Origin of the sequence: Acinetobacter nosocomialis NIPH 2119 (genome assembly GCF_000368085.1) — a bacterium.
GTDB classification, from domain to species: Bacteria; Pseudomonadota; Gammaproteobacteria; order Pseudomonadales; family Moraxellaceae; genus Acinetobacter; species Acinetobacter nosocomialis.
The window spans coordinates 1837830-1850366 of record NZ_KB849239.1 but is presented as its reverse complement, the minus strand read 5'-3'; the positions used below and the strand labels follow the sequence as shown (position 1 = coordinate 1850366).

The 12537-nt window shown below is 40.0% G+C and carries 10 protein-coding genes; 6 read left to right on the top strand and 4 right to left on the bottom strand.

Translation table 11 applies throughout. The features are described from left to right. Positions 1-155 precede the first annotated feature (155 nt). Positions 156-1436 (bottom strand): aspartate kinase, encoded by a 1281-nt coding sequence (locus F984_RS12680; protein WP_001185176.1) that lies wholly within the window; start codon positions 1434-1436, stop codon positions 156-158. 65 nt (positions 1437-1501) lie between these two features. Beyond that, positions 1502-4138: an alanine--tRNA ligase gene (gene alaS, locus F984_RS12675; protein WP_004709855.1), complete on the bottom strand. Its 2637-nt coding sequence runs from the start codon at positions 4136-4138 to the stop codon at positions 1502-1504. Positions 4139-4407: 269 nt separating this feature from the next. Here alaS and F984_RS12670 point away from each other — a divergent pair, with 269 nt between their 5' ends. The 5 genes from F984_RS12670 to F984_RS12650 all read left to right on the top strand — a co-directional run bounded on the left by F984_RS12670 (position 4408) and on the right by F984_RS12650 (position 9631). After that, a complete protein-coding gene (locus F984_RS12670) occupies positions 4408-5427 on the top strand; it encodes a type I glyceraldehyde-3-phosphate dehydrogenase (protein WP_002156872.1) in 1020 nt (339 codons plus the stop codon). A gap of 311 nt (positions 5428-5738) precedes the next feature. Beyond that, positions 5739-6905: an ATP phosphoribosyltransferase regulatory subunit gene (locus F984_RS12665; RefSeq protein ID WP_004709852.1), complete on the top strand. Its 1167-nt coding sequence runs from the start codon at positions 5739-5741 to the stop codon at positions 6903-6905. A gap of 63 nt (positions 6906-6968) precedes the next feature. Then, positions 6969-8288, top strand: a complete 1320-nt coding sequence (locus F984_RS12660; protein ID WP_002156866.1) for an adenylosuccinate synthase — start codon at positions 6969-6971, stop codon at positions 8286-8288. A 126-nt stretch (positions 8289-8414) separates the two neighbouring features. Then, the gene (locus tag F984_RS12655) at positions 8415-8732 is read left to right on the top strand and encodes a hypothetical protein (protein ID WP_002156849.1); all 318 of its coding nucleotides are present in this window, start codon (positions 8415-8417) and stop codon (positions 8730-8732) included. 116 nt (positions 8733-8848) lie between these two features. After that, entirely contained in the window at positions 8849-9631 is a 783-nt protein-coding gene (locus F984_RS12650) for a M48 family metallopeptidase (RefSeq protein ID WP_017393664.1), read from the top strand. A 57-nt stretch (positions 9632-9688) separates the two neighbouring features. Here F984_RS12650 and F984_RS12645 read toward each other — a convergent pair whose 3' ends face one another. Continuing rightward, a complete protein-coding gene (locus F984_RS12645) occupies positions 9689-10738 on the bottom strand; it encodes an NADP(H)-dependent aldo-keto reductase (RefSeq protein ID WP_004709847.1) in 1050 nt (349 codons plus the stop codon). Positions 10739-10898: 160 nt separating this feature from the next. Further along, positions 10899-11606 (bottom strand): cAMP-activated global transcriptional regulator CRP, encoded by a 708-nt coding sequence (gene crp / locus F984_RS12640; RefSeq protein WP_002156798.1) that lies wholly within the window; start codon positions 11604-11606, stop codon positions 10899-10901. Positions 11607-12046: 440 nt separating this feature from the next. Between crp and F984_RS12635 the strand changes: the two genes are divergently transcribed. After that, complete coding sequence (locus F984_RS12635) at positions 12047-12469, top strand: OsmC family protein (protein WP_001195082.1); 423 nt, start codon at positions 12047-12049, stop codon at positions 12467-12469. Positions 12470-12537: the final 68 nt, after the last annotated feature.

Here is a 12537-nt window from a genome sequence, read left to right as displayed (position 1 = left end):
TGAGAACAAAGTCATATTTTGATAATCTCTGCCAAAAAACTTTCCGTTTAATATAACAGAGCCGCTATAAAAAAAACTATAGCGGCTCTGTGTTTTCTTTGATTATTGTCGGACAAGTAAACATTTTTTAATGAATTCTTGACCGGTTGGTAAAATTAAGCGCGGGCGCTGCTTTCACCGTGTTCGCGATCTAAACCAAAAGCGGTATGTAGGCAACGAACTGCAAGTTCAAGATATTTCTCATCAATGATGACAGACACCTTAATTTCAGATGTTGAGATCATAAGGATATTAATACCTTCGTCTGCGAGGGCAGTAAACATCTTGCTTGCTACACCAGCGTGTGAGCGCATACCCACACCAACAATTGAAACTTTTACAATATCGTCACGTGTTGAAACTTCGCGTGCACCAATATTTTTGGCAGTTTCATTTAAGATTTTTTCAGCTTTCGCTAAATCAACACGGTTTACAGTAAACGTAAAATCTGTTGTGCCATCTTCTTCAACATTTTGGACTATCATGTCCACTTCAATGTTGGCATCACTTACTGGTGATAAAATTTTAGAAGCAATACCTGGTTCATCAGGTACACCTAAAATCGTTAATTTTGCTTCGTCACGGTTAAAAGCAATACCTGCAATGATTGGCTGTTCCATAGTGTCTTCTGCCTCAGTAGTAATGAGTGTACCTACATTTTCTTTAAATTCGTCGTCAAATGCGCCGTCGTCATCATTATCAAAGCTTGATAATACGCGTAAAGGAACTTGATATTTTCCGGCAAATTCTACTGAGCGAATTTGTAAAACTTTTGAACCTAATGATGCCATTTCTAGCATTTCTTCAAAAGAAATACGATCAATTTTCTTCGCTTTAGGAGCAACACGAGGATCTGTAGTGTAAACACCATCAACGTCAGTATAGATTTGGCATTCATCTGCTTTAAGTGCAGCAGCAATCGCAACACCAGAAGTATCTGAACCACCACGTCCTAGAGTAGTTGTGTTTCCATTAGCGTCAAAGCCTTGGAAGCCTGCAACTACAATAACACGGCCTGCATCTAGGTCATTGGTCATGACATCTGTGTCAATCGACTCAATACGCGCCTTGGTAAATGCACTGTCAGTTTTAATACCGACTTGACGTCCGGTATAGGATTTAGCTTCCACACCAATCGAATTAAGTGCCATAGCTAACATGGAAATCGTCACCTGTTCACCGGTTGAAACCATTTGGTCTAACTCGCGTGGGTCAGGTGTTTCGGTAATGGCTTTAGCGAGGGCAAGTAAGCGGTTTGTTTCACCACTCATTGCAGATACGACCACAACAACCTTGTGACCGTGATCATGCCAACGCTTCACACGACGAGCAACATTTAAAATGCGCTCGGGGGTACCCATAGAAGTACCGCCATATTTTTGAACGATTAATGCCATAGTTGTTCCATATAAGCCATGACCCTGAGAGGCTTTTCAGGGTCAGTTACACAAAAAGTGAAGTCTTATTTTTGTTCAAGCCATGCAGGCAATGCTGCGATCACTTGTCCAAACTTCTCGTTAAGTGGCGCGCCACCTTGTGCTAAGTCAGGTTTACCACCACCTTTACCACCTAGTTCAGTTGCTAGATGTTTGATGATGTCACCTGCTTTTAGATTTGCAGTGTATTGTGACGCGACTGATGCAAGCAGGCTGACTTTGTCACCCTCTACACCTGCTAACACAATCACTGCGTTCTCTAATTTTGATTTTACACTGTCATGTAAGTTGCGAAGCGCTTTGGCATCAACCCCTTGAACAGTAGTAATAAGCGTTTGACGACCAGCAATGGTTTGAACTTGGTCAATCAAATCAGCCGCTTGGAAGTTTGCCAATTTCTGGTTGAGCTGTTCAATCTGCTTTTGTAATGCAGAAACCAATTCTACATTGGCTTGTACACGCTCAACTGTTTGGTCTTTCTGTGCTTTTAGTAAGCTATTAATGTGCTGAATATCATGATCAGCTTTTTGTACCACTTCTAATGCTTTAGTGCCAGTCACTGCTTCAATACGACGTACACCAGCAGCTACACCACCTTCAGAAGTGATTTTGAATAAACCAATATCACCTGTACGTTTTACGTGAATACCGCCACAAAGTTCGATTGAGAAGTTTTTCTCATCAATAACTGAACCCATAGAAAGTACACGAACTTCATCGCCGTATTTTTCACCGAACAGCATCATTGCGCCTTTTGCTTTTGCTGCTTCAATGTCGAGAAGCTCAGTCGTCACTGGAGTATTGGCAATGATTTCAGCATTTACGAGACGTTCAACTTGTTGTAATTGTTCAAATGAAACAGGTTGGTCATTTGCAAAGTCAAAACGTAAGATGTCGCTTGCAACTAAAGAACCTTTTTGTTGTACATGTGAACCTAAGATTTGACGAAGGGCAGCATGTAACAAGTGAGTTGCTGAGTGGTTGCGCGCAGTAGCTTCACGAATGTCTGCTTTAACAATCGCTTCTACATTTTGATTTGCTTTGAGGTTACCAACAGTCACAATACCTTGATGAACAAAAGCACCGCCTGACTTTTTGGTGTCTTGAACTTCAAAAATACCAGTTTCGTTTTTGAAGATACCAGTATCACCAATCTGACCACCACTTTCAGCATAGAAAGGAGTTTGGTTTAAAACGATAAGTGCTTCGTCGCCTTCAGAAACTTCGTCAACTTGTACGCCATCTTTATAGATCGCTACAATCTGACCTTGACCAGTTGTGTTGATATAACCGTCAAACTGAGTTTCGCCTTCGACTTTTACAATGCTGTTATAGTCAACTGCAAACTTACCAGCATCACGTGCACGTTGACGCTGTGCAGCCATTTCAACTTCAAAACCAGCTTCATCAATAATAAAGCCACGTTCACGTGCAATATCCGCAGTTAAGTCTGTCGGGAAGCCATAAGTGTCGTAAAGTTTAAATACAGTCGCACCCGGAATAGTTTTGTCTTTTAACTGAGCAAGTTCACCTTCGAGAAGTTTTAAGCCTTGCTCAAGTGTTTTAGCAAACTGTTCTTCTTCACGAATTAAAGTTGCTTCAATCACATCACGACGAGCTTCTAACTCAGGATAAGCCTGACCCATCACTTCAATTAATGGTTGCAACATTTTGTAGAAGAACGTACCTGTTGCACCAAGCTTGTTACCATGACGAACAGCACGGCGAATAATACGACGTAATACATAACCACGTCCTTCATTGCTTGGATTTACACCATCAGCAATTAAGAAGCAGCAAGAACGCGCATGGTCTGCAACGACACGTAAAGAAGGCTGACCTTCGTCTTCAATACCAATAATGTTTGCAGCAGCTTTTAATAAGTGTTGGAACAGGTCAATGTCATAGTTTGAATTAACATGTTGCAATACTGCAGAAATACGCTCTAAGCCCATACCTGTATCTACAGATGGAGCTGGAAGAGGGTGAAGTACGCCATCAGCAGTACGGTTAAACTGCATGAAAACGTTATTCCAGATTTCAATGAAACGGTCGCCATCTTCTTCAGGAGAACCAGGTAAGCCACCCCAAATGTGATCACCGTGGTCAAAGAAAATTTCAGAACATGGACCACAAGGACCTGTATCACCCATTGCCCAGAAGTTATCTGATGCGTATTTTTCGCCTTTGTTATCACCAATACGGATAATACGCTCTGGAGCTAAACCAATTTCTTTATTCCAGATGTCATAAGCTTCGTCATCTGTATGATAAACCGTTACATATAAGCGATCTTTCGGTAAAGCTAGCCATTGTTCGCTGGTTAAAAACTCCCAAGCAAACTTAAGTGCATCACGTTTGAAATAGTCACCAAATGAGAAGTTACCTAACATTTCAAAGAATGTATGGTGACGAGCTGTATAGCCGACGTTATCTAAATCGTTGTGTTTACCGCCTGCACGTACACATTTTTGTGATGTTGTTGCACGTACATAATCACGTTTTTCAAGACCTAAAAAACAGTCTTTAAACTGGTTCATCCCAGCATTTGTAAATAATAAAGTTGGGTCGTTGGCAGGAACAAGAGAACTCGATGCAACACGTGTATGCCCTTGCGTTTCAAAGTAGCGCAAAAATGCTTCACGAATTTCAGCAGATGTCATTAAACGAGTACTCACAACCAAGTCACTCCATATTTTCGAATTTGGCTAAAAGCATCACCACAAGTTTGTTTGTTCACAAATCTTGCATGTGATACGGGGCTTATTTTTAAAAAACGCTAAATTGTAACGGAAAAACCCCACCGAACCAACGATTTTAGAGGGAATATCTTACAAAACTGTGATTTGGCTAAAAATCTATATTCAATTGGCCTTCACGTGTTTTACTATATGCCTTCTTTCGTTTCTGGTTTTGTAGATAAGGATAGGTCATGCAACGTATCGCCATTAATGGGTTTGGCCGGATTGGACGTAATGTTTTACGTGCATGGTTTGAAAGCCCGAAACAATTTCATTTTGAAATCGTGGCGATTAACGATATAGCAGATGTACAGACACTAGTGCATTTATTTAAATATGACTCAACTCATGGTCGTTTTAATGGCAAAGTTGACATAGCGATTGAAAATGAAAAGATTTATTTAAATATTCAATCTAACCAAAGAAATTTGAAAGTTGAAGTTTTGCAGCAAAAACAGCCAGAACTTTTACCGTGGGCAAGCTTGCAAATTGATGTTGTACTCGAGTGTACAGGCTTGTTCCGTTCTCATGCTGATGCAACCCGCCACTTAGAAGCAGGGGCAAAAAGAGTCATTATTGGGGCTGCACCTTTTGACCATGTCGATGCTGCAATTGTCTATGGCGTTAACCATGCCGATGTGAAAGCGTCTGATCAAATCATATCAAGTGTGTCATGTACGACACAGGCTTTAGTGCCGTTAGTAAAAATCATTGATGATGCATTTGGGATTGAAACTGCGCTCATGACAGAAATTCATGCCGTAACAGCAGATCAGTCTGTGCTTGACCATGCGCACCGTGATTTACGTCGTGCCAGAGCTTCTGGTCAAAATATTATTCCAACTACGTCTAGTGCACTTGGTGCATTAAAACGTGTAATGCCTAAAATGGAAGACCGTATTGATGGCTATTCAATTCGAGTTCCCACCATTAATGTGGCTGCCATTGATTTAACTTTTATCGCACAATCACCAATTACTGTTCATCATATTAATGAATTGTTGATTAAGGCTTCTCAAACAGATTATGCGGAAATTATGGCAGTGACTGATGAGCCACTCGTTTCAAGCGATTTTAATCATTCGCCTTATTCACTTATTGTTGATTTAACTCAAACTATGGTCGTTGGGCATCAAGCTAAAGTATTTGCTTGGTACGATAATGAATGGGGCTATGCAAATCGATTATTAGACTTGTGTGATTCTTTCTAAATTTGAAATGACTTAGGAAAGCTGTTCAGCAGTTAAGGTTGGTTAACTGGAAACAAGGTGATAGTTCAGATATTGGCCCATTCTTTGGTCGAACAAGCTCTATTAATAACTAAAGTGAATAAGAGTAAAGTATTGAATAATATTGTTAATTGTTAATCTCTTCTTTTTGACTTTAGAGTTTATTTAGAAAGATTTATGCAAATTGTCAGGTGCATGGCACAAAGTATCATGCTACACTAAGAGAAATCGGGTGTGTTCCCGATTTTTTTATGTGGGGTCGTTCCACGTTGATCAGATTTTAGGCTTGAAATATGACCATTTCAGAGACATGGTTGCTGCCTGACGGGGTAGCAGATGTATTGCCGGAACAGGCGCAAGTCATTGAAAAACTTCGCCGTGAAGCTATAGATTTCCTCTCAGTAAGAGGTTATCAACTGGTATATACACCATTTATCGAATACATCGAATCGTTGTCTTCATTATCAGAATCAAATCAAGACCTGGATTTAGTAACTTTTAAGGTGATTGATCAGCTTTCAGGCCGTTTACTCGGTATCCGTGCTGATATGACGCCTCAAGTTGCACGTATTGATGCACATGTAAGACCTGTTGAAGGGGTTGCACGTTACTGTTATGCAGGGACTGTATTACATACAAAACCACAAAATTTCAATGCGACTCGCGCACCTTTACAATTAGGTGCAGAGCTATATGGCCACGATAGTATTGAAGCTGATGTTGAAATGGTCGATGTAATGCTTGGGCTCATTGAAAATGCTTATACATTGCAAGGCGCACATTTAGACTTAGGACATGTAGGGCTATTTCGCAGCTTAGTAAAATATGCCGGACTTTCTAAAAATGAAGAGCATGAGTTATCTGATCTTTATCAAAGAAAAGCATTACCTGAGTTAGCTGAATTTACTCAAAATTTAAATATGGGTTCAGACTTCTATGCACTTGGTCGCTATGCAAGTGATTTAGAAGCATTACAAACTCATTTAAGCACAGATATTTTAAAAGATGTTGAATTTGATGCTGCATTAAATGCGCTCAAAACTACACTTGAACAAATTAAAAACCGTTGGCCAGCACTGAATGTTGGGATTGATGTTGTCGAACTTCGCAGTTACCACTATCACACGGGGTTGATGTATGCAGTTTATGCACCGAACCGTGCTGCACCTTTAGCGCAAGGTGGCCGTTACGATGGTATTGGTGAACACTTCGGTCGTGCACGTCCTGCTACTGGTTTCAGTTGTGATTTATATGCCTTAGGTGCAAATCAGTTTGCCGAAATTGAAACTGTAGTGGCACCTAAAGGTACTGATGCAGATTTACTTAAAGCAATCGCAAATGCACGTTCAGAAGGCTTACGTGTAGTCCAATTGTTAGGTAATGATAATTTAGGTTCTATTCCTTATGCGACACATCAACTCGTGTTGCAAAACGGTCAATGGAATATTGAAAAGATTTAAACGCCAGCGGTAAGTTTTTACTGATGGTTTCCAATTTTAACAGCATGATGTAATGAGGCTATTATGGGCAAAAATGTTGTGGTACTTGGTACCCAATGGGGCGACGAAGGTAAAGGTAAAATCGTCGACCTGCTCACAGATCAAGCGGCTGCGGTAGTACGTTATCAAGGCGGACATAACGCAGGTCATACTCTTGTCGTAGGTGGTAAAAAGACTGTATTACACCTCATTCCATCAGGTATTTTACGTGAAAACGTATTGTGCTTAATTGGTAATGGTGTGGTGCTTTCACCAGCAGCATTAATTGAAGAAATGGGAATTTTGGAAGCTGAGGGTGTTCCAGTTAAGGAACGTCTACGTATTTCTCCAAACTGTCCTCTTATTTTACCTAACCACATTGCTCTTGATCAGGCTCGTGAGAAGAAACGTGGTAACGCTAAAATCGGTACTACAGGTCGTGGTATTGGCCCTGCTTACGAAGATAAAGTAGCTCGCCGTGCAGTGCGTGTTGCTGACCTTGTTCGTGGTGGTGCAGCGTTAGAAGAAAAACTCCAAGAAATGCTTGAGTTACATAACTTCCAATTAACTCAGTTCTACGGCGTAGAAGCAGTTAAATTTGAAGATGTGTTGGCTCTTTGCAACGAATGGCGTGAAGTGCTTGCTCCGTTAGTGATTGACGTGACTAAAGTATTACATGACTACCGCAAAGAAGGTAAGCCTGTAATGTTTGAAGGCGCTCAAGGCTCACTTTTAGACATCGACCACGGTACTTACCCGTATGTGACTAGCTCAAATACAACTGCTGGTGGCGTAAGCTCTGGTTCTGGTATGGGGCCTTTACATCTTGATTATGTATTAGGTATCACTAAAGCTTATACAACACGTGTAGGTGCAGGTCCATTCCCAACCGAATTAGTTTACGATGCAGCAACTGATTCTGGTGACCCAATTGGTAAACACTTGGGTACAGTAGGTCATGAATTTGGTGCTTCTACTGGTCGTCAACGTCGTTGTGGTTGGTTTGATGCTGAAATCTTACGCCGTTCTGTAGATGTTAACTCACTTTCAGGTATTTGCTTGACTAAACTTGACGTTTTAGACGGTTTAGAAGAAGTGAAAATCTGTGTAGGTTATGAAAATACTGATTCAGGTTGTGTAGGTTCTTCTGATGCGGTTTCTTTTGAATGTTTGAAACCAATTTATGAAACTATGCCGGGTTGGAGCGAGTCAACTGTTGGCTTAACTAGCATTGACCAATTACCTGCAAATGCTTTGGCTTATGTGAAACGTATTGAACAATTAATCGAATGTCCGATTGATATCGTTTCAACTGGTCCAGATCGTGCAGAAACAATTGTTTTACGTCACCCATTCTCTGCTTAATTTGCAAAGATGATAAAAGCCTCCTGAAAAAGGGGGCTTTTTTATATCCGACTAAAGTGCAGTTTCTGTTTTGTCTAATTCAGATTAAAACAGAAATATAAGTGATGTCATGGATGATGAACTAAAATGAAATTGCAACCCACTATTTCAAAAACCATTTTTTATTCTTTTTTGTTTGCGATCGGTGGTTCACCAACGTTAGCTATGTTAGTCATTTATGGCCAAAATTATAACCCTGACTTCTTCATGACAGCATTTATGAGTCTTTCTGTTTTGATTGCTTGTGTCTTAATTCCGGTCGTTTTTATACAAAACAGTTATCTCTTATGGAAAAGGACAAGTCCCTCTCTTGAAGAGAAAGTTAAGCCTTTAAGCCATGTCTATCTTGTCCTAAATATAATATGTTTACTGTTCTGGATTTATTTGATGACTTTATCTGCTTGATCGTTACATAAATACTATGATCGTGAAGAAATGAGAGATTCAAAGCTTATGTGCTATTTCTTATAATAAGTGCAAAAGAATAAACAGTTTTTTTAAGATTTAGGTGACCCATGTTGATGAATAAGAAACTTTTTTTAAGCTTGTGTGCTGCAGGTGTTGTAACAATCTCTGGTTGCGCAACAATGGCTGACATGGCTGGTGCAGATACAGCAACATTAAATGCGCAGTCTGCACAAGGTTTTACTAAAATGGTGCAGGAAGCACGTGCTAAAGGGACTTTAGATACAAGTTCAAGTACCTATAGCCGTATTAATGCTGTTTTCAACCGTTTAAAACCTTATGCTGACCAAGTAAATCAAACAGGGCAGCCATTTAGCTGGCAGTTGGCTGTACTGAAATCAGATACTGTTAACGCCTACGTTGCACCAGGTGGTAAGGTCGTGTTCTACACAGGTATTGTGAATAAGCTCAACCTAACGGATGCTGAAATTGCAGCTGTTATGGGCCACGAAATGACACACGCTTTAGAAGAGCATGCTAAAAGTAAAATTGGCGCACAAGCTTTAACTGATTTGGCATTAAATATTGGCTTAAGCTATGCAGGTGGTGGTAACGTTAACCAATTAGGAGCGGCGGCTGCACAACTAGGTTCGCAAGTAGGGGTGGGCTTACCATATTCGCGTAGTTTAGAGAGCCGTGCTGACCAAGGGGGCTTAATGTTAATGGCACGTGCAGGTTATAACCCAAATGCTGCTATTACCCTCTGGGAAAAAATGAACAAACTTGAAGGTGCTGGTGGTTCATCTTTCTTGTCTACTCACCCATCTAATGCTCAGCGTATTAATGATATGCGTAAAAACTTACCTGCAGCATTAGCTATTTATAATGGCCGTAGATAAGTTTTAAAACTTTAATGTGAGTATAAAAACGGATGCTTAAGCATCCGTTTTTTGTTTTTAAGGGGCAGGATTAGGCTGTTGTACATGAATGGCTTCAATGCCTTGTAAAATTTCTGGTGAAAGCTCAATTTCAAAAGCCTGAATATTCTCTTTGAGCTGATCTAAGCTAGTCGCACCAATAATTGTACTCGTCACAAAGAACTGCTGTTTAATAAAAGCCAGAGCTAATTGAGTCAGGCTTAAACCATGCTTTTCAGCGAGCTGTGCATATTGTTCCGTTGCCCATTCACTTTGTGGATTGCTATAGCGGCTAAAGCGTGGAAATAGAGTAACGCGAGCATTTGCAGGTCGTGCTCCATTTCTGAACTTACCAGTTAAGTAACCAAAAGCAAGAGGAGAGTATGCAAGTAATCCTACACCTTCATATTTAGCAATCTCAGACATACCGATTTCATAAGTACGATTAAGCAGGCTATAGGGGTTTTGAACACTCACAAATTTACTTACACCTAAATTTTCAGCAAGCTGTAAAAACTTCATAGTGCCCCAAGGCGTTTCATTAGATAAGCCGATATAACGAATACGTCCTCGATTAATCTCTTTTTGAAGAGCAAGTAATGTCTCTTCTAAAGGCGTAGTGTCGTAATTATTGTGGGCCTGCTGATTACCATAAGCGAGCGTGCCAAAAAAGTTGGTATGACGTTCTGGCCAGTGTAATTGGTAGAGATCAATATAGTCTGTTTGGAGGCGTTTAAGAGAACCATCAATCGCTTGTGAAATATGTTCACTATTAAACTTGGTATGACCTTCTCGAATATGAGTTCCACCAAAGCCAGGACCTGCAATTTTTGAAGCAAGGAATACTTTGTCACGTTGACCATGTTGTGCAAACCAATTGCCTAAAATGGTTTCAGTCGCACCATATGTTTCTGGTTTAGGGGGTACGGAATACATCTCTGCCGTATCCCAAAAATATAAACCGTGCTCTAAAGCGTAATTGAGTTGTTCGAAAGCTTCTTGTTGAGTGTTTTGCTCACCAAATGTCATAGTACCTAAGCAAATTTCTGGAAGGTTAATGCCAGTGTGACCAAGTGGTTTGAATTGCATACTGCGAAATCCTTGAGAAATTTTAAGTTAGCCTAACGGAAAATATGTATTCAACTTAAATCATAAAAATAGAATAGTTTGTAAGCTTTGTGTATTAACTCATTGTTGCATATAAAAAAAGCAAACCGAAGTTTGCTCTTTATTAAATCATTACGAATAATTATTCTTCGTCATCATAGTCTTCGTCAGTGACAGGAGTTTCTTCTAATGATGCATCAAAAATAAGAATAGCCTTACCATCTGTCTGGATCATACCTTGATCTTCTAAGGTCTTTAATACACGGCCAACCATTTCTCGTGAACAACCGACAATACGTCCAATTTCTTGACGGGTAATACGAATTTGACGACCATTCGGCAAAATCATTGCCTCTGGTTGTGAAGATAAGTCGATTAAGCAACGCGCAATACGACCAGACACATCAATGAAGGCAAGGTCAGTCATTTTACGAGTTGTATTTTTTAAACGACGAACAAGTTGCGCGAAAACGGCATAGCTGAGATCTGGATACTGTTTGCTCAGTTCATGGAAGTTGTCATATGAAATTTCTGCAATTTCACAGACATCACGGGTACGAACTTCAGCTGTACGTTGAGGGTTCGGTTCGAAAAGCCCCATTTCCCCAAAGAAGTCACCAGGATTCAAATATGCCACAACAATTTCACGCTCATCATCTTCACGTAAAATAATTGAAACTGAGCCTTTTAAAATTAAATATAAAGATTTTGACTCTGTTCCGGCATCAACAATTGTGGTTCGTTTTGGATATCTGTTGATGTGAGCACGCTTTAACAATGCTTTAACGGATTCAGGTAGTTGCCCCGGAGATAAAGCATCTGTGCTGAGTTGTGAAAAATTTGAAGTCATGCTTGATATGTTCCGAATAGGGTAAACAATTCACACAAGCTCGAGATGAGCTATTACACAGAAGAGATGAAATTCCTTATCAACTCATTTTATGTTAGTGTACAAAACAAGGGCCTGTTGACATTTCACAGATGGTTGCGACATAAGACGATTTTTCTAGACGTTACGAAGCAAGAACTATGGAATTTAGTCATTCTAAATAAATAGAGCTTAACAACGAAACGCACAAAAAAATCTGGTCTTGCGCTGCACCTAAGATGCTTAAATCGCACCTCAGATTTTGGCTGAAATTTAACAAACTTTTTTACAAAACGGGACAAAGGATTGCCCTTGTCTGTGTTTTGCGTTTTTATTTGGATTAATTTTTAGCTATTACGCAATCCATAGATGAAATGTCAACAGACCCTGCTTAAATTTATAATTTTTTTTGGGTAGTTGCAATGCAAACAAGTGTACATTGGCTAGAGAATGTTGCTTTTGAAGCGAAATCAGAGAGTGGTCATAGTGTAGTGATGGATGGCTCACCTGAGTATGGTGGCGAAAACCGTGGACCACGTCCTATGGAATTGATATTAATGGGACTTGGTGGGTGTGCTTCGTTTGATATTGTGACTATTTTAAAGAAATCTCGTCAAGATGTGACGAATGTCGTATGTCAGCTTAAAGCTGAGCGAGCAGATGCAATTCCAGCCGTTTTCACTAAAATTCATTTGCACTTTGTAGTGACAGGTAAAGCCGTAAAAGAAAAACAGGTTGCAAAAGCAGTAGAGCTATCAGCTGAAAAATATTGTTCAGCAAGTAAAATGCTTTCTGATGGTGGCGTAGAAATTACCCACGATTTTGAGATTATTGAAGCTGCATAATTTTATGTGGAACACCTGAAAAGAAAAGCTAACAGTCATGTTGGCTTTTTTTATGATAAGAATAATTC

Excerpts from the sequence above, each read along its gene's own strand:
- F984_RS12680 (WP_001185176.1), bottom strand. The coding sequence starts at position 1,436 with ATGGCATTAATCGTTCAAAAATATGGCGGTACTTCTATGGGTACCCCC.
- alaS (WP_004709855.1), bottom strand. The coding sequence starts at position 4,138 with ATGACATCTGCTGAAATTCGTGAAGCATTTTTGCGCTACTTTGAAACG.
- F984_RS12670 (WP_002156872.1), top strand. The coding sequence starts at position 4,408 with ATGCAACGTATCGCCATTAATGGGTTTGGCCGGATTGGACGTAATGTT.
- F984_RS12665 (WP_004709852.1), top strand. The coding sequence starts at position 5,739 with ATGACCATTTCAGAGACATGGTTGCTGCCTGACGGGGTAGCAGATGTA.
- F984_RS12660 (WP_002156866.1), top strand. The coding sequence starts at position 6,969 with ATGGGCAAAAATGTTGTGGTACTTGGTACCCAATGGGGCGACGAAGGT.
- F984_RS12655 (WP_002156849.1), top strand. The coding sequence starts at position 8,415 with ATGAAATTGCAACCCACTATTTCAAAAACCATTTTTTATTCTTTTTTG.
- F984_RS12650 (WP_017393664.1), top strand. The coding sequence starts at position 8,849 with ATGAATAAGAAACTTTTTTTAAGCTTGTGTGCTGCAGGTGTTGTAACA.
- F984_RS12645 (WP_004709847.1), bottom strand. The coding sequence starts at position 10,738 with ATGCAATTCAAACCACTTGGTCACACTGGCATTAACCTTCCAGAAATT.
- crp (WP_002156798.1), bottom strand. The coding sequence starts at position 11,606 with ATGACTTCAAATTTTTCACAACTCAGCACAGATGCTTTATCTCCGGGG.
- F984_RS12635 (WP_001195082.1), top strand. The coding sequence starts at position 12,047 with ATGCAAACAAGTGTACATTGGCTAGAGAATGTTGCTTTTGAAGCGAAA.